The organism is Pseudomonas sp. SWRI51 (assembly GCF_014268825.1).
Classification (GTDB): Bacteria; Pseudomonadota; Gammaproteobacteria; order Pseudomonadales; family Pseudomonadaceae; genus Aquipseudomonas; species Aquipseudomonas farsensis.
Genome location: NZ_JABWRG010000009.1, coordinates 35994 through 60822, shown reverse-complemented (window position 1 = coordinate 60822; position 24829 = coordinate 35994). Strand labels below are relative to the sequence as shown.

Sequence of the window (24829 nt, the reverse complement as noted above, 5' to 3'; positions counted from 1 at the left end):
GGCTACAAGAGGAACGTCTCGCGGCGTTCCTCGAAGCCCTGCAACTGGCCGTGGGCGAGCAACTGGCGGATCCACGGCCCGAGCAGGTCCTGGTGGCTGTCCAGCGGTGCCTGACGGTGCCAGCGCAGCGGTACTTGGGCGAAGCGCTGCTGGTTGGCGCTGACGCTTTGCAAAATATGCCGGTCCTGCCTGAGTATCAGCGCGAACATTGGCTGCAGCACTGCACGCTTGAGCCAGCCAGGGGCGCGACCGCGAGCAGTGGCGATGCGCGCGAACAGCCGCAGCTCGCCCTCGGCTGCGGGCACCAGCCAGGCACTGACCAGCAGGTTCAGGCGCCCTTGGCGGTCGCGGTATTCAATCTCTGCCAATCCGGGCAGGCGAAAACGCCCCATGCTGATGCCGCGTTCGCCTTCAAACAGGCGCGAGATCAGCCCTGACTGCGTGGCCTCTTCGCTGTATTGCGCCTCGACCCCGTCTGCCAAGGCATGCACCCAGGCGCTGATCTGCTGGCGTTTGCGGTCATGGCGGATCCAGCCGGCGTGGACAAAATGGGTGTGGAAACCATCGAGAAAGTTCTCGGCGGCGTCCTGCAGCGTGCAACGCACCCGGTCGCTCATCCAGAAGATATCCAGCGCCTGCTCCTGCGGGGCCGGCGCAACGGGGGGCGGCTGCGGCGGTTCGGCGCCAAGGCTGGCCCACACCAGCCCATGGGCTTCGCAGCTGAGCAGCGGTTGCAACAGCGGCTGGGTGCATGCCTGTTGCGGGCGCCCGGGCAACTGCGTGCAGCGGCCTTGAGGGTCGAAGCGCCAGCCGTGGTAGGGGCACTGGATCTGCCCGTCGCGCACTTTGCCTGCACTCAATGGGGCGAAGCGGTGCGGGCAACGATCGGGCAGCACCGCCGCCGCACCTGCAGCATCACGGAACACCACCAGCGGCACGCCGTGCAGGGTGCAGGCCAAGGGTTGGTCACGCAATGCGTGGCTGAGCGCGACCGGCCACCAGGCGCTGGATGTGTTCACAGTTTGAGCTTCCTCATCAGGGGCACGCCAATGCGTTGCAGCAGACAAGCCAGCACCTGCCAGACCAGGCGCCGGGCGCGCGGCAAATGTGCGACGTACACCAGGCTGTACTCGATCTGCGGCTGGCCACCGCGCAGGCGCTTGAAGGCGGCTGCGCCAGAGCTGAAGTTGAGCACTTGGCGGCGGTCTGCGGCTTCTTGCAGGCATAGGCGCGTGAGCTGCCGGTAAAGGCCGGTGCGCTGGGGCAGGGCGGTGTCATAGCCGACGATGGGCGTGCTGAGCAGGGTGCTGTTGGCGAACCAGCCCAACGCGCCGTCGATACGGCCCTCGGCGTTGCGCAAGGCGCGCAGTTGCAACCAGCCTTCGCTGTGCCCGCGTTGCAGCCAAGCGGCGCTGTAGTGCGGGTTGAGGGTGCTGTATTTGTCCAGGTAGAGCAGGTTGTAAAGCTGCTCGATGCGCTGGAAGTCTGCCGCTTCCAGCGCTTCGCCCGTCACCACCTGGTAAGGGCTGCGGCGTAGCAGCGTGGCATCGAGGCGGGTGTTGTGGTGGCGCAGAAACGCCGACTGCGCGCCTGCTCGGCCATCGAACAGGTACACCTGGCGGCTGGGGATCGCCAGGTAGCCCAATACTTGCAGGCGCTGGCGCAGCTCGGCATTGCTGAAGTCGTTGAGCGACCGGAAACCAAAGCCATGGTCAGGGAAACGACTGCGCAGCAGCTCGGTGATCGGCGCAAGGTCGGCGCCGTCCCAGTCGGCTGGGTACAGGTTGGTCGACAGCAGCCAGTTGTTGACCTGCACCAGCCGGTCAACCTTGGCGGCCGTGAGCAAGCGGTCCACGGCCTGGGTCAGGCATTTCAGCGGGCCGGCCAGCCACGGCCTGCGCAGGCGCTGCAGTTCTTCGCGGGCATAGCCGCTGTAAGCGGTCTGCGGCGAGACCACATAGCAGTTATCGGCAGGCCCGGTGCCATGGTTGATGCTCACCGGAAACTGCTGCCGGCCGGTGTCGAGCAAGGCCATTTCGGTGCTGACATTGCCGATCAGCGCACCGCCTGCGCAACTGCTGACGTAATGGCGGGCCAGGCTGTCGCCGGGCTGCGGGGGCGCGAGGGCCAGTTGTTCGGGCATCAACAGCTTCATAGGTGCGGTGCCTGTAGCGGCTGGCCATTCCACTCGATATCGGCGGTAGAAGCCGCCAGCAGGCCGCAGCGGCGGGTCACGGCGCGGCCAATGATTTCGGCCAGGCTTAACAATTGCGCGTGCAGCGGGCCACTGTCGCCGTCCTGCACGATGACATCCCGGGCATCGGCGTAGTCGCGCCAAAACCCGCGGTTGAACACCCGTTGCGGCGCCGCCAGCAGCAACATTGCCAAGGCGATCATGCGCGGCTGCTCGGTAGCCAGCAGCGGGCTGGTGCTTTGCTCTTCAAGGGCTGCCACCAACTGCGCGCGCTGGTCGTCGAACAGGTGCACGCCGCTGGTGGCCCTGGGGTTGCATTCGAGCACATGGAAACGGCCCTGGGTGTCCTCGATGAAGTCGAAACCCACCTGGCCGGTGTAGCCGGTCGCGCTGCCGAATTGCTCGACAAAGGCGCGGATCGGCGCCGGGGCGCAGCTATCGAAGTAGATGCCCGAACCGCGCCCGACGCGGTAGCGTGGCCGGTAGCTGCTGTGGGCGCGCAACTGGCCGTTCAGCAATACACTGAAACTGCAGTATTCCTGACCCGCGACGAAGCGCTGCGCCACCCAAGGCACTTCGGCGCTGGGTTGCAGCTTGGCGATTTGCGCAGCAGAAGGGCGCACCAGTGTTTGTGAGGCAAAGCGCGAATAGGCCGGCTTCAATACCCATTTGTCGGCCTCCTCAGCCAGTGCCGGGAGCGCCGAGCGATCGTGCAGCACCTGGGTGGCCGGCGCCGCCACTGCCCAACCAGCGGTCATGGCGGCGAAATCACCCTTGTGGTGCAAGCGGTGCAGCAGCGCAAAGTCGCAGGTGAGCACCCGGCACAGAGGGCGCAGGTGCTCAAGGCCATGGGCCAGGTAAAACACCTCTTCGCAGGTGGGCAACAGCAGGTCGATGCCTTGTTGAGTAATGACGGCCGCCAGTGCGTCAACCCAGGCGTTGGGGTTGCTGCGCGGTTCGGGCAGGCGCACGAAGTGTTCGGCGGCGCGGCTGAAACGGCTTAGTGGCTGGGCCAGGGAATCGGCGACGGTCACCTGCCAGCCGGCAGCGGCAAAGGCACGCGCCCATTCCAGGCAGGCCGGGGCGCGAGCGCCAAGAATCAGTACACGCATGGCAATCCTTGGGGCAGTTGCAGCATCAACAGGCGGCGGCGTTTGTGCTGTGCGGGTGGTGCCTGCCAGTGGCCAAAGTGCAGGTTTGGCAGTTGCAGGCCTTGTTCATGGCACAACTGGGTCAGTGCGGCGCCGACCTGCTGGCACAGCGCCGCATGATCGTCGCGGGCCAGCAGGTCGACCTGCCAGTCCATGCCTTGCTGGCGCAGTTGGTATTCGCCAAGCGCCGGCCCGAGCATCAGCAAGGCGCGGCGCAGTACATCGGGGTACAGCGGGGCGAGGTGCTTGCCGTGGTGGTGCGGCAGCCACAGCACCTCGTCGGCACGCCCTTCGACCGCCGCAATGGCGCGCTCGGCGCGGCCACAAGGGCAGGGCGCGCCAGCCACGCGCAAGATATCGTTGAGGCGATACCGCACGATCAGCTGGGTACGCCGCGAAAAGTCGGTGATGATCGGTTGAAAGCGGGTACGTTCGGCATCCAGCCATTGCGGTTCGACATGCAGATGGCTTTCGTTCAGGTGCAGCGTGCCGGCTTCGCAGGTGTAGCCCAGAAACCCCTCGCTGGCCTGGTAGATCTGCCGGGGCTTGCGGCCGAAGGCGCGCTCGACAAGCTCGGCGTCGGTGCTTTCCAGCACTTCGGCCACCGACAACACAAGCTGGGGAGCGATGTCAAGGCGCCCGGCCAGGGCCGCCTCGGCCAACCCACGCAACACCGTAGCCGGTGCCACCAGTACGTCGGGGCGTTGCTGCTGCAGTTGTTGCAAAGAGCCCGCAAGGCCCAGGGTCAGGTCGTGGAAAGCAAAGTCGATGCGCCGGCTGGCCAGTGTCGTGTACAGGCGGCTGTTGGCGCGCAGGTAGAACGCGATGCGCAGCGGGGCCAGCCACGGGCAAACCAGGCGCGGCAGCAGTGCCCGCGGCAGGGTGCGCGCCAGCAGAATGCCGGCCCAGCGCTGGCGCTCCTTGCTGCTGACCAGAAACACCCCTTGCGCCCCGGACGTGCCGCTGGACAAGCCCACGGTGATATCGCCAAAGGTCGGGCTGAAGTCCCGGGAACGTTCCGCCTCAAGGGCCACCGGCAACACCTGCTCAAGGCTCAGGCCACGGGTGTTGAACCCGGCAAAATCACCCATCAGGGTGCTTTTATCCATCAGCGGCAGGCTTTGCAGATGGCGGTGGCGCAAGCCGCTGAAGCGCTGGCCACGGGGTATCACTTGGCCCATGAAGCGCGCCAGGCGGCGCGCCTGCCAAGCCTCCAGCCGGCTGCGGCTGTGAAAACGCAGGGCATAGCGGCTGAAAATGAACGCGCCGATGCTACGCAGGCTGCCGAGCAGCCGTTCAACGTTCATTGGCAAAGGCCTCCCATGACCGGTTGCAGTGCGATGGCAGCACTGCCAGCGCCGGCTCGCGCGCCATCAACGTGCCCAAGCCGTGGTAGGTGCGCTGGTAGCGCTGCCGGTCGGCACTGGCAAACCACAGCGCCGGCGCGGCCGGCAGGCGCCCGGCGACGCAGGCGGCTGCCGACCAGCAGGCATCGGCGACCAGAAACGCCGGGCGGCCCTGGGCATCCGGCACAAACAACCCTAACTGACCGGCGCTGTGCCCTGGCAGCGGCACGCCAATCAAGCTGGCATCGCCAAACAGGTCCAAGCCGTGTTCGAACGGGGCCATCCACCCCGGCAATGCGCAGGGGGCGCAACTATCGGCCAATTGCAGCCGCGCGCCGAAGTCATCAGGCAGCAGCGCCGGCAGGTGGCCGCCCAGGGTGGCGCGCCAGCGCTTGCCGCGCAGGCTTTCAAGGTGCTGGTAGTCGGCCTGCAGGGCGATGAAGCGGGCCTGCCGGAAGTTGCGTAGCCCGGCGATGTGGTCAGCGTGGAAATGCGAAATGATCACGTAGCGGATATCGTCCACACCGATACCCAAGGCATGCAACTGCGCCGAGAGCTGCTCGGCGGCAGGCAGATGCACCGGCACAGCGCTGCGGTACAGGCTTTCAGGCAGGCGGCGGGTGGCCTGGAAGAAATGTTCGGCGTAGCCGGTGTCGTACAGAATCCAGCCGTGGTCGGGGTGGCGGATCAGGCCGCACAGCGCAGGGAACTGCACCGGCGCCAGGCGCCCGCCACGGTCGGCCATGCACTCAAGGTGCTGGCACCAGCCGGCGCGCAGAATGTTCAGGTGCACGCTGCGGGTCATGCGCCTGCCGCCTGTTGTGCGTGCCACCACTCAGCGTAACGGCGGATGCCGTCTGCCTGGCTGAGTACCGGCTGGTAACCCAATTCGCGCTGGATGGCACTGATATCCAAGGTCTGGCTGAAGGCCAGCACGCCTGCGCCATAGCGGGTGATCAGGGGTTCGGCACCATCGCCCAGGCGCGCCTTGAGTTCCAGCAGGCGTGCGAGGCTATCGACCAGCCGCCACGGCAGGCGGCGGGTGCGCAGCGGCAAGTGCAGTTGGCTGGCCAGTTGTTGCAGCAGCGTGGTGAAGGCCACCGGCGTGCCGTTACTGAGGTTGTACACGCACAGCGGGCGCGGCAGCGGCTGGGTCAGCCCAAGCCACACTGCGTGTACCAGGTTCTCCACGCAGGTCAGGTCAAGCTGCGCTTGGCCGCCGCGCATTAGCGGGATAGCGCCCTGGCGCATGACCCTGAGCAGGCGTGGCATCAAGGTGGCGTCCCAGGCGCCGAACACCGCGCGGGGGCGCAGGATCACGCAGGCCGGCAACTGCGCCTGGGCCAGCAAGGTTTCTGCCTGGGCCTTGGTGCGGGCATAGGTGTTCACTGGGGTGGGCAGCGGCTGGTCTTCACGCACGCCCAAGCGGTCGCTGAAATCGAAGTACAGGCTCGGGGTCGAGAGGTGCACCAGGCGGGCGATGCCGTTGCTGCGACAAGCATTGATCACCTCGGCGGTGGCATCGAGGTTGGCCTGGCGAAACGCCTCGGGCGAACCCCAGGGCGAGGACAGCGCCGCGCAGTGCACCATGGCGTCAAGCCCCTGGCTGGCTTCGGCCAGGCGGGCGACGGCCGTTGCGCTGCCATGCTCAAGTGGCAACCAGCGCACGGCGGCAGGGCTCAGGGCCATTACCTCGGCGGCTGCCTTGGCGTTACGGCCGCTGAAGTGCACCTCGCAGCCCTGCGCGGCAAGCTGCCAGACCAGATGCCGGCCGATGAACCCGGTGCCCCCGGTGATCAGCACTTTCATCAGAACACCATGATCATGCCGCCGAGGGACAGGCCCGCGCCGGTGCCGATCAGCATCAGCTTTTGCCCGCGCCGAATGCGCCCATCGCGCACGGCGATATCCAGCGCGGTGGGCAACGAGGCGGCCACCTGATTGCCGTGATGGGCAAAGATATCGACGACTTTGTCCGGGCGCAGGCTCAAACGCTTGGCCGCATGGGCCATGGCTTGCTGGCTGGCTTGATGGGGGATGACCCAGTCGATGTCGGCAAGTGTGAGCCCGGCCTGCTTGAGCAGGTCGTCGAGCAGCTCCGGCAAGTGCCGGGCTGCCAGGCGGAAGACCCCTTTGCCTTGCATGGCAAAACTGGTCAGCGGTGTGAAGGGTTGATTGATGCGGCGCGGGTGAAAGCGCGAGCCACCGGCCGGGATCTGGCACAGCTCGGCGCCTTCTGCATAGGTTTTCAAACGTGAAGCGATGATCGCGCCGCTGCCATCGCCAGGGCCGAGCACCGCGGCCGCGGCTCCGTCGCCAAAAATGCCGCTGACCTCGACCTGCTGCCAGTCCAGCCCGCACGAGGCAATATCGGCGCACACCAGCAGCACCCGGCGGTATTGCCCTGCCTGAATCGCCCACGACAAGGTGTCCAGCGCTGCGATAAAGCCCAGGCAACTGGCATTGATGTCCATGGCCGGGATGCCCGATTGACCAAGGCCCAGCTCGCGTTGCAGCAAGGCGGCGTTGCAGGGCATGCCTTGGTCTTGCGTAGCGCTGGCACACACGATCAGGTCCAGCTCGTGCAGGCCCACGCCAGCGGCGTGCAGCGCCCGGTGCGCTGCGCTCGCGCCCATGCTGGCGGCGGTGTCGGTGTCATCCGCCACATGCCGTTGCTGGACGCCGCTGATGCGCGCCACGCTACCGGGGGCAAGGCCCAGCACAGGGTCCAGTTCGGCGCTGGTAACGATGCGCGCCGGCAGGCTGTGGCCGGTGCCGAGTACGCTCAGGGCGCGGGCAGGGCGGGGGGAGGGAGCGGGAGCGTGCATGGAGGGTCCAGGACAATCAGTGGGGTTGCGGCGCCACGGGGCACTTTGCAATAAATGCCTGCAGCCCTTGTTGGTAGGCGTCTGCCGGCATCAGCTCGGAGTGCCGGGGGATGCGGTAGGCCAGTTTTTTGCGCTCAAGTTTGGCGTCGCTCACGGCGTAGAAGTCGGCGCTCTCGCGCAGGTGGGTGATCTGCTCCCAGGCAAGGCCTTCAGGTGCACCGTTGCCGCGCCGCAGGTTGAACCCCTGCTCGTCGAATGCCAGGCAGTATTGGCCCTCGGCGGCCTTGAGGGTCTGCCGCAGGCGCGCCTCGATCAGCCGGTGGTTCAAGCGTTGAAAGGGCTTGCGCGGTGCGCCGGTGCCGATCAGCCACGCTGGCAGCACCCGGCGCAGTGGCGCGAGCACACGGTTTTGCCAGTCTTCGACGGCGGCAATTACCCGGTCATGGGCCTGGGTTTGCTGCGCGAGTTTTTCGGCCAGGCGCGCGTCGGTGTGAGCAGGGGTGATGCAAAAGTGCAGTTCCATGGGGCGGGGCAGCCGATGTCCGTATTTGCTGGGGGCAGCATTCTAACGGATTTTGCCTACCCAGCCCATGAACTGGCGCGCTATGCCTGGAAGGTCCAGTGTTGCAGCGGGGGCAGGCTCCACCCGGCCATCGGCATGCAGCAGCACCATTGCGCCATCTTCTGCCCGTTGCGCAGGCACTCCTGCATCGCGGTTCCAGTGCTCGGCGATAGGCTCAGCGCTCCACACCACCATCTTGGGCTGGGCGATCCAGGCGTAGATGGGCTCGTGCAGCCAGCTACCATCGGCGTGAGCGATACCGGTTTGCAGGCCCTCGGTGCAGTATTCGCTCGGGTCGTCGGGTGCGATCGTGCACAGCCAGCCGTACATATCGGCCCATTTCAGCCCGAATACTTCGTGCACGTCGGGCAGCACCTGGCGCTGGGCGTGCAGGTCATAGACACTCTCGAACCATTCGTACCATTCGGGATGCTCGACACACAGGCTGGTGCGCACATAGCGGCCGGCCACGCCTGGGGGCGCTGGGGCGAGCTCGGTGGGGTCATCGCTGGGTACCCAGACCAATTTACCCAGACCGGTATAAACCATGGGGATCAGTGGCTGGGCCGCGCAATCGACCATGCCGACCTTGTCCTCGCGCCTTGTCACGATACGCATGCTGGCATCGCTCCATTGCCTGGCCGGGTCGATGTCACTGACAAACGCGCCAAGCGCCTCATAGTCAGGGGGCAGCAGCGCGCGCCCTTGGGCCGTAAGCAGGCCCTTGCCGTCGTTGCGCTCGGGGACCCAGGCGTACAGATCGGCGCTCCAGCTCATTTCATCCCAGGCAGGCGCCACCACCCAGTCACCCTGGCGGTCAATCAACCCCCACAGCCCATTTTCGCAGGCAGGGGCGAGGTTGGCGGGCGAAAAGTCGTCTACGTTTTCAAAGCACGGGCTCAGCGCCAGGTTGCCGGTCAGGTCGATAAAGCCGAACTTGTCGTCCTTCATGACCGCCGCCAAACCGTTTTCAAACGGCCAGATGCCTTCGTACTGCGCGGGTACCAGCACTGGCGCCTCAGGCTCGCGGCCGTTGCGTACGCCCCATAGCTCGCCGATATCGAACGCGTACAGGTTGTGGCCAAGGTGAGCGTTGTCGATGGCGCTCTGGGCCTCGAACTCATCGAACCGCACCTGTAGCGGCTCATCGGTCTCAGCGAAGTAAGGGTGGTCCAGCCCGCTCAGGCCGAACTGCCAGGCCCAGCCGTCCTCGTCCTGCACGCCGTTCACGTTCAACAAGGCCAGCACGCCTGCGACATCGTCGGCGGCCATGCGCTCGCGCAAAGCTTGCCAGCGTTCGTTGCATTGCTGGCGCACGGCCGCGATGAACTGCTCGGGCTCACCGTTGTAGAGCCAGGACAACTCGTCCAGGTTGGCGTTTAACCAGCACTCCACGCCGTCATCTTCGGCCTCAAGCAACTGCTCAAACCACAGAGCCGCGCCTTCGAGTTGCAGGCAATACAGCGATTGCTTGGCGCGTTCGCGGCCAATCAAGAACGCGGCCAGCTCGTACAACCGCGCCCGCGCTGCGTGGGCGGAGGCGCGCAGGCCGTCGCTGCCGGCATCGCCGAAGACCCGCTGGCGGGTGTCTGCCTGGGTGGTTTCGCTTACAGCCAGCAGCACCTGCCAGAGGGTCGGCAGGTTGTTGTTGGCGCTGGCGATTTCGCACGATTGCGTGTCGCCGTCTTGGTCTGTCTGCAGGTACAGCCAGGCGCGGTTGCCCATGGGGACGTCCTTGTAGTTACGCGGTGAAGGGAGGCGGCTGGCTTGATAACCCAGTACTGTCGCAAGTTCAAGCCTTGCGTGCATTCAGCAGCGCAGGGCCAGGCGCGGCATCTGCCCAACAACCGCCATGCGCTTTTGTGCATTCGACCGAGGCTGGCTTGCCGTGCAACTGTCAGCATGCGCAGTACAAGACAGGAGAACCCCCCAATGAAAATCGTGATCGCCCCAGACTCGTTCAAGGACAGCCTCGACGCCGCAGGCGTTGCCCGTGCCATCGCCAGTGGCCTGGCTGAGGTGTGGCCGCAGGCGCAACTGCTGGAGTGCCCGATGGCCGACGGCGGCGAGGGCACCATGGAGGCGATCGTCGCCGCCAGCCACGGCGAACAGCGTCGCCAGCGTGTACGTGGGCCATTGGGGACCAGCGTTGAAGCCAGTTGGGGCTGGCTGGCCGAAAGCCGCACGGCGGTGATCGAAATGGCCCAGGCCAGCGGTATCCAACTGGTACCGAGCGGCCAGCGCGATGCCTGCCGGACCAGCACCTGGGGCACTGGCGAGCTGATCGCCTCGGCGTTGGCCGCTGGCGCCCAGCGCATTGTCCTGGCAATTGGCGGCAGCGCCACCAACGACGGCGGCAGCGGCATGCTGCGCGCCCTGGGCCTGCGCTTGCTGGATGCTGCCGGCGAGCCGCTGGCCGAAGGTGGCCTGGCATTGGCGCAGTTGGCGCGTATCGATGCCAGTGAGCTGGACCCGCGCCTGGCCGAGGTGCAGGTTGAAGTGGCGGCAGATGTCGACAACCCGCTGTGTGGCCCGAATGGCGCTTCGGCGATTTTCGGCCCGCAGAAGGGGGCCAACCCTGAGCAGGTGCAGCAGCTGGACCGCGCACTGGGCCATTTTGCCGACCACTGTGCGCAGTGGCTGGGCCGCGATGTGCGCGACGAGCCGGGCAGCGGCGCAGCGGGCGGTATGGGCTTTGCGGCCAAGGCATTCATGGGCGCACGCTTCCGCCCGGGTGTAGAGGTGGTGGCTGAACTTGCCGGCCTGGATACGCTGGTGCAGGGCGCGGACCTGGTGATCACCGGCGAAGGCCGCTTCGACGCCCAGACCTTGCGCGGCAAGACCCCATTCGGGGTCGCGCGGGTGGCCAAGGGGCACGGGGTACCGGTGGTGGTGTTGGCCGGCACGCTGGGGGCGGGCTATGAGCAGTTATATGCCCACGGCATCGATGCCGCGTTTGCTATCGCAAGCGGGCCGATGACCCTGGAGCAGGCTTGCGCCGACGCCGGCCCGTTGCTCAAGGCGCGGGCCGCCGACGTGGCGCGGGTGTGGCGGGTAGCCCGCTCTGGCTAAGGCCTTAGCCGGCGTGGGCCAGCGGGTGCTCGTCGGGCTCCTGGCTGGGCTCTTCTTCACCCGGCAGGGCGGTGATGACACTGAAGTCACTGACCTCGACCTCACCACCGCCATAGCCGAGCAAGTGGAACGAAAACGCCTTGCGCTCGGTAGGGTTGTCGAAGTCGAACTCCATTTCCATCGGCTGATCGGCCGTTACCAGCACCTCCTCGGGCAGGCCTAGCTGCACGTCCTGCTCGAATTCCTTGGCTTTAAGGCGGATATACGCCTCGTGCTGCGGGTCGAGCGCGCGCACCTTGATGCGTACCTTGGTTCGCGAGCCTTCGGGCATCTCAAGGTACTGCGCGCCAATCAGGTTGTCGGCCCAGTCGTCGCGGATGTGCTCTTGCAGGGCAATCGGCGATGGCCCGCCGAACTGGTAGCGCAGGTTCAGCGGAGTTTGCAGCAGCGACTGGTCCAGGGTGTTGGCCAGTAGGCTGATTTGCGGGCCGAGGGTGCTGGTGCCCCGGTCGATGAAGCGCGCCTGGTCGGCAATGAAGCCTTCGCTGGCATAACGCCGGCAGCGCTGCTGGAAATCACACTCGGTGAACGTGCCCTGGCCGTCGTGGTAACGCAGCACGCCGTTGGTGAAGGAGATCATTTCGCGGCCGCTGTCATAGTTGCGGAACAGCGAACGCCCGCCCAAGGCTGCCGGGATCGGCAAGGCAAAGTAGTCGAGCAATGAGGTCGCCAGGTCGATATGGCCGTAGGTGCCGTGTTTGAGCGTAGGTAACTTCGCCTGCTCGGGCGCCAAGGTCAGGTTGAAGCCCCAGGAAGACGCCAGGCGCACGCCGTCGATGCCGTGGGATTCGTCCGAGGTAATCACCACCAAGGTGTCCTTCAGTACGCCCTGACGTTCGAGTTTGTCGAGGAAATCGCCCAGCGAATCGTCAAGGTAAGCCACGGCGGCTTGCTTTGGCGTGTCGTAGCGCTCCAGGTAGTCATCAGGTGCCGAATAGGGCTGATGGGTGCCGACGGTAAGCAGGGTGAGCATCCACGGCTGCCTTTGTTTGCGCAACTTGCCGACGTAGCCCAAGGCCCCCTCGAAGAAGGCGCGGTCGTCCTTGCCCCATGGGAATTCCAGGTAGTTGTCATTCTTGAACCACTCCTGGCCATGCACCGAGGCAAAGCCGATGTGTGGCATGATCCGGTCCTTGGCCATGAAGCGCAGCCCGGCGCCTTGCAGGTAGTGGGTGGAGAACCCGGCCTGACGCAGTTGCGCGGGCAGGCAAGACTGGTTGCGCACCTCCTGGGTGAGCAGCTCGACGCCTTTGGGGGTGCCGTTGGCCAGTTTGTCGTAGTCGCCGCAGAGCATGGCGTACAGGCCACGGATGGTCTGGTGGGTATGCAGCACGTAATCCGGGGTGTTCATGCCGCGCTCGGCCCATTGGCTCAGGCGTGGCATCAGGTCTTCGTCAAAACGGCTGCCCAGCGCCTGGCGGTTTGTGCGCACATACGCGCCCGGAATGCCCTCGACGGTGATCACCAGCAGGTTGCGGGCCTTGCCGCGCCCTTTGAACAGGCGCTGGCCGCTGAGGTCGGCCTGGGTCAGGCCGCTGGTGGGCAGCGGCGTGACGGGGGTTGGGCCATAGACCAGCACCTCGGCACGTTGCTGCAGGCTGCCGGTGGCGGCGCTGAGCAACTGGTGCGGCAGGTTGTACTGGCGCCATTGGTCGGCATCGGACGGCAGCAGGTGTTGCGTGCCCCAGTGCGTCAGCAACAGCACTGCAGGCACCGCCCAGGCTTTGCGCGGCAGCGCGGCGCGGTGCTGACCGCGGCCATACCAGGCGCCCGCCAGCCACGCCAGCAGGCCAACGGCCAGCAGCGCGGGCAGCCAGGGGTGGGCAAGGCCGCCGCCGGTTGAGTTTTCCATGAACTGCGGGTCGAACAGGTAATGCAGGTCGGCCTCGTTCGGCAGACGGCCTACAGCGCTGACCAGCTCAGCCGAGGCCACGAACAGCACGACCCAGGCCAGCAATACAGGCAATGCCAGCCACCAGGCGCGGCGTTGCAACAGCATCACCAGCAGGCTGCCGATGGCGAGGTCTGACAGGTAGCCCAAGGGGTCGGACCAACCCAGCAGGGCGCGCACGCCCAGCGGTATGAGCAGCACCAACCCGCACAGGGCAATCAACCGGGCGCGTGGCTGGCCGAGCATGTTTTTCACGTAAGCGATCCTTCTGCCATGAAACTGACATACAAAAGTGCTGGATGATATCAGCCCGCGGGCAGGTGCGTTGCGAATGAAAACACCGGTTACCAAAAGTGCGGGCGGGCTTGCCGCTGCATCGATGAGGTTTTACGCGGTCAGGGTAGGAGCGGCCTTGTGCCGCGATGGGCTGCGAAGCAGCCCCAGCAATTCTGTATGGGGCTCAGATCCTGGGGCCGCTTCGCAGCCCATCGCGGCACAAGGCCGCTCCTACACAATCAAAAGCGGCTTGCCTGAAACACCGGGGCGGCACTGCGAGGCTTTGCGCCTTAGAAGTAATACGGGAATTTCAGGCTGAAGGAAAAATCAGGCGAATCGTCGGTCAGCCCTATCGACAGGTTGGGCACGATAGTCAGGTTTTCCGAGGCCGCGAAGGTCATGCCGATGTTGAAGTTGGCGGCGTTGTAGTCGCTGTTGGTGATCGACTGCCAGTCGCCGCCGTCGCGCTTGATCTTGCTTTTGCTAGCGAACTGGTCAGTAACCGAGAACGACATGCTCATCTTCTCGTTCAGCGCAAAGGCGATACCGCCACCGATCTGCCAGGAATCACCCAGCTTGACCTTGCCCGGCACCTTGCTGCCCTGCTCGGGGCTGATGTCACTGAACGAGTCTTGCATGTTGTAGGTGTAGGACAGACTGCCAAACAACACGGCCGGGTCGTAGGTCTTGACCAGCGAGATTCCGGGGGTAATCGACCATACGCCGTTGCCGGTAGGCAGGCTTTCCGGCACCGCCAGGTTGTCGTTGCCTGGCACCTCGCGCAGCTTGATGCCGTATGGGTCCTTGCCTGTGGGGGCCTTGATGCGCAGGGTTGCTACTGCATCGGGCAGGCTCTCGGTCTCGTCGAGGAACTTGTACGCCACGCCAACGTTGACGTCGCCCAGGGTCGGGTCGCGCTTGACGCTGGCGGTGGACTCAGACTGCCCGGAACCACCGGCACCGCCTGAGGAGTAGCTGGAATCGCGGTAAACCACCGGCACGTTTATGTCGAACTGCCAGCGCTGCGCGACGTTGTAGCGGGCGGTCAGGTCCAGGGTCCAGTTGTCGGCCTTGATGCGGTCGATGTTGATATCGCCGAGAAAGATCGAGTCCAGCGCCAGAAAGCCGTTGAGCACAAGGGCGCGGGTGTCGTAGTGGGTGTAGGTGATGCCGGTTTCGATACTGAACTTGCCGCCACCGAAAAAGCCACTGGCCTCGTCGTACAGGTTCGATACGCTCTGCGCCGGCTCCGAGTCGTCCTTGAGCGACTGCCCATACGAGCTGCCCGAGCCATTGGCAGCCACAGCCTGGCCGCCGCGGGTGCTGGCGGCCGGGGACTTGACCAGGCGTTTGGGCTGGGGCGCGGCGGGTGTTTCTTCGACCTGGCGAACCCGCTGTTCCAGCACCATCAGCGCGTTTTGCTGCGCTTCATAGCGGCGTTTGAGCTCCATCAACTCTTGCTTGAGGGCCTCGACCTGAGGGTCGGCTGCAGCCTGAAGCTGCATGGCGGGGGCCAGGGTGGTCAGGCAGACGACAGCGCTGAATCTCAACGATCGATGCATGGGAAGCCGTCCCTTCAGGCTACATGGAATGAAACAGAGCGTAGATCAGTATCCGAGTGCGCGTAGGCCTTTGAGCTGGTCAAGATTGTTGGTCAACGCACCGCCCGAGGGGATGTTGTCGCGCAGCATCACGTTGAGCGAAGTGATATTGCTGACGTGGTTGCCATTACCGAGCAAAGTGGTGTTCTGCATCAGCCCGCCTTGGGCGATGCTCTGCACCGTGCTGCCCTGGTTGCTGCCGGCGACGATGTTCATCTGCACCCCGGTGCCGTTGCTGGTGACGCTCATGGAACCGGCGCCATTGGCGCCGACCAAGGTCGAGCCGGGTGCCAGCACCTGGCCTTGTGGCGTTACATCGGTGGCTTGGCTGCCCTTGGTGACTTTGATATCGACGTTGTTCAATGCCGAATTGTTGTCGCCGGCTGCGCGTACCACTTGGGTCACGCCGCTGGTGGTGTTGAGCCCGCCGCCACCGGTCACCGTGCCGGTGCCTGGGGTCGGCGTGCCGCCACTGCCTTTCTCGTCGATGACAGTCACGTAGAACTGCGGCTTGAGGGTGGATTGCTGGATCTGCATGGTGGAGGTCGCGCCAATCACCTCGCCATTGGCGTTCTGCCAGGTGCTGGTCATCACAATGCCGAAGCTGACGATACGCCCCGGCATGACATAGCGGCCCCGCAGGTTGGCCAGTTCCTGGTCCTTGAGCTCGATCGGCTGGAATACCTGTGCCTGGGTTGGCAAGCTGACCGCAAGGCACATCAGGGTCAGCCAGGCTTGCGTCTTCATGGAATGCTCCTAAAGCGTCATGCCCGCTTTGTAGTTAGAAGAAATCGCTGCGGATAAAACCGAAATCCATCAGCTCCGAATCCTTGACCGGTGAGAAGTTGTTGATGCGGTTCTTGGCGGTTAGCGGCTGCGGCGGGTCGAGCAGGGCGTTGTCCTTGTCATAGCCCTGGCCGATCACCGCGAAGATGATGCCGTTCCAGCCTTTGACGAAGTCCTCGACCTTGAAACGCTTGTGGCCCAGCACCGGGTCGCCGATGTAGGCCCAGCCTTTCTCGACCTTTTGCAGCACCACAAAATGCTTGTAGCCACGGATGTCCATCAGTACCACTACCGGAATGCGCACTTCGTGCAGGGTTTCCGGGGCCACCCGGTAGCCGCGGGCGCGCATGCCGATGCTTTCGACGTAGCGCTTCATGTCGAGCATGGAAAAGCCCTGGGTGCGTACCAGGTCCTGGTCGGCGTGGGCCAGCATGCCTTCGATCAGGTCGTGCTCGGTCACATCCAGCCAGTAGGCCTGGCGCAGGATGGTGGCAAGCGCTGCCGCGCCACAGCTGAAGTCGGTTTTCTGCTGCACCAGGTCGGCAAACTTGCGTTCGCGCACGCTCTGGATCGGCTTGAACACCACGGCACCACCCGGAAGCACCGAAAGCGGCATCTGCGCCGCTTCACTGGTTGGGGTAACGCCGGTCAGGCAAAGCAGCAACGCCATGGCAGGTATGCGCATGATCGAACGCCTTCTGGTTACGTGGAAAAGGCCCCTCGCAAGGGGCCTTGGCTGCACACGATCAGTACGAGGTGTTGGAGATCGCCAGCGAGTTGCTTTGCTGGTTGCCTACACCGGCCGCCACGTTGACACCCAGGTTGCCCGAGCTGCCAGTCACCGAACCACTGAGGGTTGCGGTGTTGTTGACCACATTCGACCAGCCGTTAGGCCGCAGCACCTGGAACGAGATGGTGTTGCTCAGGTCGTAGGCGCTGGACTCGCTGTAGCTCTTGGTGACGTTGTCGTGGGATTCGGATGCCGACTGGCCCGAATTGTTGTACGACGAGTCGTAGGCTTTTTCGAACGAGGAGTCGTACGTGCTGCCTTGGGTGGTGGCGATGCTGCCGTTGAGGTTGCCGTTGAACGAGTCGCTGGTGCTCACGCTGCGGGTGCGGTCGCCATTGCCGTTGTTGAAGGTGACGGTACGGTTGGTGTTGAGCGCGCCGTCGCCGCTGGCAGTCAGGGTTGCGTTACTGGTGGCATTGGACTCGCCCGACTTGCTGCCACTGGCCTGGGCATGTGAGGCGCCTTCATTGCTCCAGTTGCCCGAGGAGGTCTTGTCGACGTTGGCCACCGAAGCCTTGCTGAAGCTGGCAGTGCCGCTTTGGGTGGTGGTCAGCGAAACGGTGTCGACGCTCATGTTGCGGTCGGACTTGTTGTTGACGATCAGGCCTGGGCTGTTCTGCTCGGCCGAGGCGTTGGCGACCGAGTTGCCGCCTTGTGGCGAGGTGGCATTGGCAATCGCCATGGTGTTTTTCTGCTGGTTCAGGTCGCCACCGGCCACGTTGATGCCCATGTTGCCCGAGCCACCGTTACCCGAGCCGCTCATGACGGCTGAGGAGGTGGTGTTGTAATTGTCGACCTTGTTGTCGTTGCTGTACTGCTTGACGTAGGCCGTCGCAGTGGCTGCGCCGAACACGAAGGCGTTGTCGATGCCAGCAGCGTTTGAGTTGGCAATGGCGGCAGCGTTGTCCTGCTGGTTGCCGCTGCCGGAGGCCACGTTGATACCGACGTTGCCGCTGGCACCGCTGGCGGAGCTGCTGATTTCGGCGCGGTTTACCGTGCCTTCATTGAGAATGCGGTTGCCGGTGCTGTTTTGCGTGTCCACAGCAGTCGCCGCAGCGCTGGTCTGAACAACAGTTGGCCCGTGGTTGCGGTCGCGGCGGTCGTTTTGCCCAGCCTGTGCAGCCACAGCCATGATCGCAGCAATTGCGAAAACCAGAGGCTTGATTGCCATCGAAGGTTTCATGGTGATTCTCCGTGCTCGGTTTAGGTTAAGTGTTGTTCCTGACTGCCTGGGTCAATTGGCGACCCGCACGCTCAGGGTGTTGGCCGTTCGGTTTCCCACCCCGGCGCTCTGGTTCAACTGGATCACCCCACGGCTACCGGTGAAGGCCTGGTCACTGGTACTGACCTGGCGATAGCCGGCTGGGGTGTCCGTTGCACCTGAGTTGTTGATCAGCGCCACGTTCTGTTGCATGAGGACGCTGTCGTCGAGACTGAGCGGTTGCGCGCTGACACTCAGGCGCACCGCGTTGGCTTGCTGGTTACCGGCACCGGCGCTCTGGTTGACCCCCAGAATGCCGTTGCCGCCGCTAAAAGCGCTGCCTTGGATAGTGGCCCCGGCTGCCATCGAGGCATCGACCTGCGTGTGCGCCTGTTGGCGAATCTGGGTGGTGGCGCTGGCGTCATGGCCAAGGGCGATGGCGCGGGCATTGGCTTGCTGCTGGCCGTCGCCTGCGGCCTGGTTGACCGACAGCACGCCTTGGTAGCGGGCGCCGGAGCTGTCGATGGTGGCGGTATTCACCACTTGCGGGTCGGCGTTCACTTGCAGCGAGATCAGCGCGGTGAGCATCAGCAGTGCAGGCTTCATGTTATTTGCCCCCCAGTACTTTCAGCGCACCCATGCCTTGTTGAACGCTGGAATTGACCATGTTGGCGATGCTGCTGCCGCCGCCCGAACCACGCCCGCCGGCAAGGTTGGGCAGTTGGGTCTGGGTGTTGACGTTGCCGCCCAGGTTGTTGGTCTGTTGCAGCACCATGCTGTTGATGCCGGCGCCGCTGCGAACGCCGGCAAAATCGCCGTCGCTCAGCTCGCCGGTCTGGCGCAGAATGAATGCAGAAGGGTTGGTGTTGACGGTGACCGGGTTAGGGTCGGGGATGACCGGGGCGCGGGTGGCCATGCGCGGTTGCACGTCACGCAGGATGATGATGCGCCCATCGTCGGCTTGCGCCGGCAGGTTAAGGGCCGCGCCAAGTGCACAACCCAGCAACAGGAGGCGGGTGATGCGGGTGCCTGAGTCGAGTGTGTGCACGGTGGCGGTTCCTTCTGATCGGTGCTGGCCGGGGTCAGCGTTGACAGAAGGAGGGCAGAAGTCGTGCCAGTTTTACTTTTTATTTATAGATCAACAGCTTGCATGGGAATCGCGGGAGCGGGTCGAGGCAGTTGTATCAGCGCTGAAACGCAGTGCTCGCGGCAAGCGGTGAAAACCCCGTAGTACGGGGGATGTGAAGAGATCGTGAAACGCTGTCTCAGCGCTGAAACAGGTCCCCGGGTTTTGCCGCTCGCCCCGCTAATCCGGGGCTTGCGCCGCCCAAAGGTGTCTTACGCTGTTAACACTCGGTAGCACAAGCTGGCAGCTGGCCACTAAGCAGCCGTGCTACGGCAGCGAGAGCAGCGGCGCTGCGTTGCGACCAGTCGCCTTCAATGACCTGCAACGGGCGCTGATGGCTCTGCAGCCAGCCCAGGCTGTCATTGAAAAACGCCTGGCGCTGGGCCAGGTCTGGTTGGCAGCGCTGGCCGTCGCCTACCCAACTCACGCCCTCGGGGCGCAGCAGCAGGTGCAGGTCGTAGTGGCGGGCGGCGAGGGCGTGTTCGATCCAGGCTGGGCAATCGCCGAAGAGGGTGCGGCTCCAGAGGATATTGCTTAGCAGGTGGGTATCTAGAATCAGCAACGGCGGGGCCTGCATGCGGCCTTGATCCTCCCACTGCAACTGCCCTTCGGCGATGGCGGATATATCTTCGTAGCAGGTGTCTCGCTGCTCACGCTCGATGAAGTGGCGAACGTATTCACCCACCACCACACCGCCAAAATGGGCCTGGATCTCGCCGCTGAGCCAGCTCTTGCCGCTGGATTCGGGGCCGCACAACACCAGGGTTTTCATGCGTAGGCCAGCGCCGGGTCGCGGCGCCACTCCAGCCAGCCGCGCACCGCAATCACGGTGAACAGGGCATACAGCCCGGCAGTAAGGTAGAGGCCTTTGTACAGGAACAAACCCACGAAGATCACATCCAGCACCACCCACAGCGCCCAGCATTGCAGGCGTTTCTGTGCCATCCACAGTTGCGCCACCAGGCTGAAACCTGTCAACGCGGCGTCTAGCCAGGGTTGTGCGGCGTCGGTGTAGTGGGCCATGCCGGCGCCCAGCAGCAGGCTGAACACCAGGCCTGCGGACAAGCCCTTGAGCATGGGCGCTGAGGCCAGGCGCGAAACCTGGCGGGCGTCTTTCTGGTTGTCTGGGCGGGTCCACTGCCACCAGCCATACACCTGCAGCACGGCGAAGAACAGTTGCAGCAGCATGTCCGAATACAGCTTCACTTCGTAGAAGATCCAGCTGTAGAGCACCACCATCACCAGCCCGATCGGCCAGCACCAGGGGTTCTGCCGTACGGTGAGCCATACGGCAACCACGCCCAGCGCTGCGGCAAAGAGTTCAAGCCCGGACATCGGCGCGCCTTCCAAGGGTAAAGGGCGGGATGCTACAAGCAGCGAGCTGCAAGCAGCAAGCTGCAAGCGAGCGGTGCGGCTTGCAGCTCGAAGCTAGCCGCTGGCTAAACCCGGAACTGGCGCAGCAGTTGCTCGAGTTCTTCGCTCAGGCGGCCCAGGGCGTTGCCCGCTTCGCTGGATTGGCGCGCGGCTTCGGCGGTTTCCTGGGACAGCCCGGCGGTTTCGGTGACGTTGCGGTTGATCTCCTCGACCACATGCGACTGCTGCAAGGTGGCGCTGGCAATCGAGGCGTTCAGGGCACCCAGGGTGTTCAGCGCCTGGCTGATGGCATCGAGGCGGGTACCGGCTTCACGGGCCTGGGTGACGGTCTGGCGCGAGGCCTCGCTGCTGGTATCGATGGCCTTGACGGCGGCCTCCGACTGGCCCTGCAGATGCTCGATCATGGTCTGGATTTCAGCGGTGGATTGCGCCGTGCGCTGGGCCAGCAGGCGCACTTCGTCGGCTACCACGGCAAAGCCGCGGCCTTGTTCGCCGGCGCGGGCCGCTTCGATGGCTGCGTTCAGCGCCAGCAGGTTGGTCTGCTCGGCGATGGCGCGGATCACCTCCAGTACGCCGCCAATGCGTGTGCTGTGGCTGGCCAGCTCGCGGATGACCTGCACTGCCTGCTCGATGGTCGCCGACAACCGGTCGATCTGTTCCAGGCTGCCATGGATGGCGTGCTGGCCCTCATCGACTTGCTGCTGGGCGTTGCGCATCTCGCCGGCGGCCTGCTCGGCATGCTTGGCGACATCGTGCACGGCGTAGCTGACTTCATTGATGGCGGTGGCCACCTGGTCCATCTGCAGCGATTGCTGCGCGCTGCGCGCCTGGGCGGCACCGGCGTTGTCGCCGACATGGCCGGCGGACTGCGCCAGGGCATGGGCTGCGCCTTGCAGTTGGCCAACCACGCCTTGCAGCTTGCCGTTGAAACGGTTGAAGTGCTCGCCCAAGTGGGTGATTTCATCGCGCCCATGGGTGTCCAGGCGGCGGGTCAGGTCACTTTCGCCGCTGGCGATGTTGCCCATGGCCTGCACCGCCTCGTGCAAAGGACGTGAGATGCTGCGGGCGATCAGCAATACCACCAGCGCCATCAGCACCGCGATGGCGATGCCGACCAGCGAGGCGTGCCACAGCTGGCGGGCGAACTCGTCCTGCACGTCATCGACATACACCCCCGAGCCGATGATCCAGCCCCAAGGCTTGAACAATTGAATGTAGGACGTCTTTGGCACAGGGTCGCTGGCGCCGGGCTTGGGCCAGCGGTAGTCGACCGGGCCTGCGCCCTGGCTTTTGGCCAGCGTGACCATTTCGTTGAACAGGGCAAAGCCGTCAGGGTCGCGGATCGACGACAGGTCCTGGCCTTCGAGCTTGGCGTTGACGGGGTGCATGACCATCTTCGGCTGCAGGTCATTGATCCAGAAATAGTCGTTCTGCTCGTAGCGCAGGCCGCGCACCACTTGCAGCGCCTGCTGCTGGGCGGCATCACGGGTCAGCGTGCCGGCGGCCTCCAGGCCTTGGTAATAGGCCAGCACCCCGGCTGCGGTCTGCACCACGTGGCGGGTCTTTTCGGCCTTGGCCTGGTACAGGTCGCCATGGATTTGGCGCAGCATCAACAAGCCCAGTACTACCAGCATGGCCACAGCGACCAGCAGGATCAGCCAGAGACGGCGGCTGATCGACATCGACCTGAGGGTCTTCATGATGCGTTACTCCAGTGTTGTTCTTTTTATAGAAGGCATCCAAGCATGCTTTGGCCTAGGCCCCCACCCGACCAACGGCTAATGGGTATGAAGTGACATTCCGTGTTGCAGGTAATACGGGAACGGAAACAGTCCCTCTGCTAGGATCTCGGCCGCTCTGGATGAAACCTTTAGCGCGATGAACTTTTCTGCTGGTATTGCACCCAAGGGTCGCTGTAAAACGGCGTCGCCGCGTGCGGTATACATTTGCATATCAAAACAGAGGGGCCTGCCAATGGCGCGGTCCCCCATGGGGGAATGATGGATTTTTGGAGTGCCTTGCAGGCGATCATCCTGGGCGTGGTCGAAGGGTTGACCGAGTTCTTGCCCATTTCGAGTACCGGGCACCAGATCATCGTTGCCGACCTGCTCGGCTTTGGCGGCGAACGCGCCATGGCGTTCAACATCATCATCCAGCTGGGCGCAATCCTGGCGGTGGTGTGGGAGTTTCGTCGCAAGATCTTCGATGTGGTGGTGGGGCTGCCGACCCAGGTGCCGGCGCGGCGCTTTACCGCCAACCTGCTGATTGCCTTCCTGCCGGCCGTGGTGCTGGGTGTGCTGTTCGCCGACCTGATCCACCATTACCTGTTCAACCCCATCACTGTGGCGGTCGCGCTGGTGGTGGGCGGGTTGATCATGCTCTGGGCCGAGCGTCGCGTGCACCGCGTCGAGGTCGAGCATGTCGATGAAATGAGCTGGCACCACGCCCTGAAGATTGGTTTCGTGCAGTGCCTGGCGATGATTCCAGGCACCTCGCGCTCCGGCTCGACCATCATCGGCGGCCTGCTGTTTGGCCTGTCGCGCAAGGCGGCCACCGAGTTTTCGTTCTTTCTGGCGATGCCGACCATGGTCGGGGCGGCGGTGTATTCGGGCTACAAGTACCGCGACCTGTTCCAGCCTGCAGACCTGCCCGTGTTCGCGCTAGGCTTCGTGGTGTCGTTCATCTTTGCCATGATCGCGGTGCGCGGGCTGCTCAAGTTCATCGCCAACCACAGCTACGCGGTGTTTGCCTGGTATCGCATTGCCTTCGGCCTGTTGATTCTGGCCACCTGGCAGTTTGGTTGGGTTGACTGGGCGACGGCGCAACCCTGATGGCTCGCGCGCAGGCTGCTCAGCCGGGTATTCGCAATGCCGGGCTCAAGGGCTTGGTATTGGCTGGCCTGTGCCTGCTACCGCTGGGCGGCAGCTTGCAGGTTGGGCTTAGCGGGCAGTCATGGGTGCCTTTGGCAATGTACCCGGCACTGAGTTTGATCAGCCTGCTGCTGTATTGGCAGGACAAACAGCAGGCCCGCACCCAGGTTTGGCGCACGCCGGAGAAGGTGCTGCATGCCAGCGAACTGCTGGGCGGCTGGCCTGGGGCATTGCTGGCCCAGCAACTGTTTCGCCACAAAACGCGCAAGGTGTCGTACCAAGTGGTGTGCTGGGCCATCGTGCTGGTGCACCAGGTGTTCTGGTTCAATCATCTATGGCACGCAGGGCTCTTGTAGCAGCAGCCCCACCTGCGTGCGCTTGGGCAAGCGTTTCACCACCAACTGGTGCGAGCGGCTGAGCAGCTCGCGTAGCTCTTCGCCGCCCATGGGGTAGGGCGGCGCCACGCTTACCCACTTGGCCCGCGCCAGATAAGGCGCCGGGCGAATGCCCGGGCGGTCGCAATAGCCCAGAAACAGCTCATCGGCCACTTTGAACGACAACCCTGCACCGGCCAGGTCCATGACCGCGAACATTTTGTTGCCGGCAATCGAGAACACGCGGATCCCACCCCATTTGTAGTCTTCTCGCGCCCCCGGCAGGGCCAGGCAAAACGCCGCCACCTGCGCCTGAGTCATGCGTTGGTCAGACATAGCGCTCTCCACAGGCTTCGAATGAAGCCGCCAGATGATCAATCCATGCCCGCACCGCTGGCAACAGGCCACGCCGGTGCGGGTATACCGCTTGCAGATAACCGCCCGGTAGCGACCAGTCCGGGAGTAGCCGTACCAGCTCGCCCCGCGCCAGTTCCTCTTCGCAGAACATCGCCGGCAGCGCTGTAAAACCCAGGCCCGCGCGCACGGCTGCGTTGCGCACCACGAAGTCATCAATGGCCAGGCGCGGTTCAAGGGCAATATCTTCGGTGCGACCATTGGGCCCCAACAAACGAAAATGCACCAACCGGTCAGCCTCCGCCGCGCCCAGCACCGGCAGGCCGGCAAGTTCGGAAGGGTGGCGCACATGGTCGGCAAAGCCGGGCGCCGCCACCAGTTGCATCTGCGCCTGGCGCAGGCGGCGGGTGACCAGCGCCGGGTCCTCATCACCCAGCTCGCGCACCCGCAGGGCAACGTCGATGCCTTCGGAAATCAGATCTACCCGACGGTTGAGCAGCACCATGTCCAACTGCACCAGCGGGTACTGAGCCAGGAAACGGGCGATCACCTCAGGCAAAAAAGCGTGGGCCAGCGCCACCGGGCATGACACCCGCAAGCGGCCCCGAGGCTCGCTGGACATGCTGGCAACCACCTCATCAGCCATTTCGGCCTCAAGCAGCATGGCCTGGCAGTGGTGCAAGTAGCGCTCGCCCACGGCGGTAAGCTTGAGTTGGCGCGTGGTGCGCTGTAACAGCCGCGTGCCCAGCCGCTCCTCAAGCTCGGCAATGCGCCGCGACAGCCGTGATTTGGGGATGCCCAACTGGCGCCCGGCGGCAGCGAAGCCGCCAGCTTCGACCACCTGGGCGAAGTAAAACAGATCGTTGAGGTCTTGCATGCAAAGGGCTCATTGTTCCATCAGTGGAACAAACTAACGCATTTTTGCTAACTTTTCAGTCATTGGTCATGTCGGTAGGATTCTCCCCATCGTGAT

General features: G+C 64.3%; 24 protein-coding genes. 3 read left to right on the top strand and 21 right to left on the bottom strand.

Features of this window, described 5'->3' with window-relative positions; genetic code table 11:
• Positions 1 to 2 precede the first annotated feature (2 nt).
• The 9 genes from HU720_RS05585 to HU720_RS05545 are packed head-to-tail and all read right to left on the bottom strand — an operon-like array spanning position 3 to position 9806.
• Positions 3 to 1019, bottom strand: a complete 1017-nt coding sequence (locus tag HU720_RS05585; protein WP_186517971.1) for a Rieske 2Fe-2S domain-containing protein — start codon at positions 1017 to 1019, stop codon at positions 3 to 5.
• Entirely contained in the window at positions 1016 to 2155 is a 1140-nt protein-coding gene (locus HU720_RS05580; protein ID WP_186517969.1) for a hypothetical protein, read from the bottom strand. Before HU720_RS05580 ends, HU720_RS05585 begins: the two co-directional genes overlap by 4 nt.
• On the bottom strand, positions 2152 to 3306 hold the full coding sequence (locus HU720_RS05575) for an ATP-grasp domain-containing protein (RefSeq protein ID WP_186517967.1): 1155 nt from the start codon (positions 3304 to 3306) through the stop codon (positions 2152 to 2154). The genes HU720_RS05580 and HU720_RS05575 overlap by 4 nt, the downstream gene beginning before the upstream one ends.
• On the bottom strand, positions 3294 to 4652 hold the full coding sequence (locus tag HU720_RS05570; protein ID WP_186517965.1) for a F390 synthetase-related protein: 1359 nt from the start codon (positions 4650 to 4652) through the stop codon (positions 3294 to 3296). The genes HU720_RS05575 and HU720_RS05570 overlap by 13 nt, the downstream gene beginning before the upstream one ends.
• A complete protein-coding gene (locus tag HU720_RS05565) occupies positions 4642 to 5496 on the bottom strand; it encodes an MBL fold metallo-hydrolase (RefSeq protein ID WP_186517963.1) in 855 nt (284 codons plus the stop codon). The genes HU720_RS05570 and HU720_RS05565 overlap by 11 nt, the downstream gene beginning before the upstream one ends.
• Entirely contained in the window at positions 5493 to 6500 is a 1008-nt protein-coding gene (locus HU720_RS05560) for an NAD(P)-dependent oxidoreductase (protein ID WP_186517961.1), read from the bottom strand. The genes HU720_RS05565 and HU720_RS05560 overlap by 4 nt, the downstream gene beginning before the upstream one ends.
• Positions 6500 to 7519: a beta-ketoacyl-ACP synthase 3 gene (locus HU720_RS05555; protein WP_186517959.1), complete on the bottom strand. Its 1020-nt coding sequence runs from the start codon at positions 7517 to 7519 to the stop codon at positions 6500 to 6502. Before HU720_RS05555 ends, HU720_RS05560 begins: the two co-directional genes overlap by 1 nt.
• A gap of 16 nt (positions 7520 to 7535) precedes the next feature.
• Positions 7536 to 8042: a hypothetical protein gene (locus tag HU720_RS05550; protein WP_186517956.1), complete on the bottom strand. Its 507-nt coding sequence runs from the start codon at positions 8040 to 8042 to the stop codon at positions 7536 to 7538.
• A gap of 42 nt (positions 8043 to 8084) precedes the next feature.
• Positions 8085 to 9806 carry a WG repeat-containing protein gene (locus tag HU720_RS05545; RefSeq protein ID WP_186517954.1) on the bottom strand — a complete coding sequence of 574 codons (1722 nt, stop codon included), beginning with the start codon at positions 9804 to 9806 and terminating at the stop codon, positions 8085 to 8087.
• Between the two features lie 207 nt (positions 9807 to 10013).
• Here HU720_RS05545 and HU720_RS05540 point away from each other — a divergent pair, with 207 nt between their 5' ends.
• Entirely contained in the window at positions 10014 to 11153 is a 1140-nt protein-coding gene (locus HU720_RS05540; RefSeq protein WP_186517952.1) for a glycerate kinase, read from the top strand.
• A 4-nt stretch (positions 11154 to 11157) separates the two neighbouring features.
• Here the strand turns inward: HU720_RS05540 and HU720_RS05535 are convergent, their stop codons facing one another.
• From HU720_RS05535 to HU720_RS05490, 10 genes are all read right to left on the bottom strand, one after another.
• Positions 11158 to 13359 carry a sulfatase-like hydrolase/transferase gene (locus HU720_RS05535; protein ID WP_186517950.1) on the bottom strand — a complete coding sequence of 734 codons (2202 nt, stop codon included), beginning with the start codon at positions 13357 to 13359 and terminating at the stop codon, positions 11158 to 11160.
• Positions 13360 to 13670: 311 nt separating this feature from the next.
• Positions 13671 to 14942 (bottom strand): hypothetical protein, encoded by a 1272-nt coding sequence (locus HU720_RS05530; protein WP_186517949.1) that lies wholly within the window; start codon positions 14940 to 14942, stop codon positions 13671 to 13673.
• Between the two features lie 45 nt (positions 14943 to 14987).
• A complete protein-coding gene (locus tag HU720_RS05525; RefSeq protein ID WP_186517948.1) occupies positions 14988 to 15728 on the bottom strand; it encodes a hypothetical protein in 741 nt (246 codons plus the stop codon).
• Positions 15729 to 15762: 34 nt separating this feature from the next.
• Complete coding sequence (locus tag HU720_RS05520) at positions 15763 to 16452, bottom strand: C39 family peptidase (RefSeq protein WP_186517947.1); 690 nt, start codon at positions 16450 to 16452, stop codon at positions 15763 to 15765.
• Between the two features lie 61 nt (positions 16453 to 16513).
• Positions 16514 to 17740 (bottom strand): heme utilization protein, encoded by a 1227-nt coding sequence (locus HU720_RS05515; RefSeq protein WP_186517946.1) that lies wholly within the window; start codon positions 17738 to 17740, stop codon positions 16514 to 16516.
• A 51-nt stretch (positions 17741 to 17791) separates the two neighbouring features.
• Positions 17792 to 18364, bottom strand: coding sequence for an adhesin (locus HU720_RS05510; RefSeq protein ID WP_186517945.1), 573 nt, complete (start codon positions 18362 to 18364; stop codon positions 17792 to 17794).
• Between the two features lies 1 nt (position 18365).
• Positions 18366 to 18806, bottom strand: a complete 441-nt coding sequence (locus HU720_RS05505) for a hypothetical protein (RefSeq protein ID WP_186517944.1) — start codon at positions 18804 to 18806, stop codon at positions 18366 to 18368.
• Between the two features lie 298 nt (positions 18807 to 19104).
• Positions 19105 to 19656 carry an AAA family ATPase gene (locus tag HU720_RS05500; protein WP_186517943.1) on the bottom strand — a complete coding sequence of 184 codons (552 nt, stop codon included), beginning with the start codon at positions 19654 to 19656 and terminating at the stop codon, positions 19105 to 19107.
• Positions 19653 to 20219: a nicotinamide riboside transporter PnuC gene (gene pnuC / locus HU720_RS05495; RefSeq protein ID WP_186517941.1), complete on the bottom strand. Its 567-nt coding sequence runs from the start codon at positions 20217 to 20219 to the stop codon at positions 19653 to 19655. Before pnuC ends, HU720_RS05500 begins: the two co-directional genes overlap by 4 nt.
• A gap of 104 nt (positions 20220 to 20323) precedes the next feature.
• Positions 20324 to 21958 (bottom strand): methyl-accepting chemotaxis protein, encoded by a 1635-nt coding sequence (locus HU720_RS05490; protein ID WP_186517939.1) that lies wholly within the window; start codon positions 21956 to 21958, stop codon positions 20324 to 20326.
• 300 nt (positions 21959 to 22258) lie between these two features.
• On the opposite strand from HU720_RS05490, the gene HU720_RS05485 reads away from it, so the two are divergent.
• Positions 22259 to 23089 carry an undecaprenyl-diphosphate phosphatase gene (locus HU720_RS05485; RefSeq protein ID WP_186517937.1) on the top strand — a complete coding sequence of 277 codons (831 nt, stop codon included), beginning with the start codon at positions 22259 to 22261 and terminating at the stop codon, positions 23087 to 23089.
• The gene (locus HU720_RS05480; protein WP_186517935.1) at positions 23089 to 23484 is read left to right on the top strand and encodes a DUF1294 domain-containing protein; all 396 of its coding nucleotides are present in this window, start codon (positions 23089 to 23091) and stop codon (positions 23482 to 23484) included. The genes HU720_RS05485 and HU720_RS05480 overlap by 1 nt, the downstream gene beginning before the upstream one ends.
• Here HU720_RS05480 and HU720_RS05475 read toward each other — a convergent pair.
• Positions 23461 to 23838 (bottom strand): MmcQ/YjbR family DNA-binding protein, encoded by a 378-nt coding sequence (locus HU720_RS05475; RefSeq protein ID WP_186517934.1) that lies wholly within the window; start codon positions 23836 to 23838, stop codon positions 23461 to 23463. The genes HU720_RS05480 and HU720_RS05475 overlap by 24 nt on opposite strands.
• Positions 23831 to 24733, bottom strand: a complete 903-nt coding sequence (locus HU720_RS05470) for a LysR substrate-binding domain-containing protein (RefSeq protein WP_186517933.1) — start codon at positions 24731 to 24733, stop codon at positions 23831 to 23833. The genes HU720_RS05475 and HU720_RS05470 overlap by 8 nt, the downstream gene beginning before the upstream one ends.
• Positions 24734 to 24829: the final 96 nt, after the last annotated feature.

Excerpts from the sequence above, each read along its gene's own strand:
- HU720_RS05475 (WP_186517934.1), bottom strand. The coding sequence starts at position 23,838 with ATGTCTGACCAACGCATGACTCAGGCGCAGGTGGCGGCGTTTTGCCTG.
- HU720_RS05470 (WP_186517933.1), bottom strand. The coding sequence starts at position 24,733 with ATGCAAGACCTCAACGATCTGTTTTACTTCGCCCAGGTGGTCGAAGCT.
- HU720_RS05575 (WP_186517967.1), bottom strand. The coding sequence starts at position 3,306 with ATGCGTGTACTGATTCTTGGCGCTCGCGCCCCGGCCTGCCTGGAATGG.
- HU720_RS05490 (WP_186517939.1), bottom strand. The coding sequence starts at position 21,958 with ATGAAGACCCTCAGGTCGATGTCGATCAGCCGCCGTCTCTGGCTGATC.
- HU720_RS05480 (WP_186517935.1), top strand. The coding sequence starts at position 23,089 with ATGGCTCGCGCGCAGGCTGCTCAGCCGGGTATTCGCAATGCCGGGCTC.
- HU720_RS05515 (WP_186517946.1), bottom strand. The coding sequence starts at position 17,740 with ATGAAACCTTCGATGGCAATCAAGCCTCTGGTTTTCGCAATTGCTGCG.
- HU720_RS05520 (WP_186517947.1), bottom strand. The coding sequence starts at position 16,452 with ATGCGCATACCTGCCATGGCGTTGCTGCTTTGCCTGACCGGCGTTACC.
- HU720_RS05555 (WP_186517959.1), bottom strand. The coding sequence starts at position 7,519 with ATGCACGCTCCCGCTCCCTCCCCCCGCCCTGCCCGCGCCCTGAGCGTA.
- HU720_RS05525 (WP_186517948.1), bottom strand. The coding sequence starts at position 15,728 with ATGAAGACGCAAGCCTGGCTGACCCTGATGTGCCTTGCGGTCAGCTTG.
- HU720_RS05550 (WP_186517956.1), bottom strand. The coding sequence starts at position 8,042 with ATGGAACTGCACTTTTGCATCACCCCTGCTCACACCGACGCGCGCCTG.
- HU720_RS05510 (WP_186517945.1), bottom strand. The coding sequence starts at position 18,364 with ATGAAGCCTGCACTGCTGATGCTCACCGCGCTGATCTCGCTGCAAGTG.
- HU720_RS05540 (WP_186517952.1), top strand. The coding sequence starts at position 10,014 with ATGAAAATCGTGATCGCCCCAGACTCGTTCAAGGACAGCCTCGACGCC.
- HU720_RS05580 (WP_186517969.1), bottom strand. The coding sequence starts at position 2,155 with ATGAAGCTGTTGATGCCCGAACAACTGGCCCTCGCGCCCCCGCAGCCC.
- HU720_RS05500 (WP_186517943.1), bottom strand. The coding sequence starts at position 19,656 with ATGAAAACCCTGGTGTTGTGCGGCCCCGAATCCAGCGGCAAGAGCTGG.
- HU720_RS05485 (WP_186517937.1), top strand. The coding sequence starts at position 22,259 with ATGGATTTTTGGAGTGCCTTGCAGGCGATCATCCTGGGCGTGGTCGAA.
- HU720_RS05560 (WP_186517961.1), bottom strand. The coding sequence starts at position 6,500 with ATGAAAGTGCTGATCACCGGGGGCACCGGGTTCATCGGCCGGCATCTG.
- HU720_RS05565 (WP_186517963.1), bottom strand. The coding sequence starts at position 5,496 with ATGACCCGCAGCGTGCACCTGAACATTCTGCGCGCCGGCTGGTGCCAG.
- HU720_RS05530 (WP_186517949.1), bottom strand. The coding sequence starts at position 14,942 with ATGCATCGATCGTTGAGATTCAGCGCTGTCGTCTGCCTGACCACCCTG.
- HU720_RS05570 (WP_186517965.1), bottom strand. The coding sequence starts at position 4,652 with ATGAACGTTGAACGGCTGCTCGGCAGCCTGCGTAGCATCGGCGCGTTC.
- HU720_RS05545 (WP_186517954.1), bottom strand. The coding sequence starts at position 9,806 with ATGGGCAACCGCGCCTGGCTGTACCTGCAGACAGACCAAGACGGCGAC.
- pnuC (WP_186517941.1), bottom strand. The coding sequence starts at position 20,219 with ATGTCCGGGCTTGAACTCTTTGCCGCAGCGCTGGGCGTGGTTGCCGTA.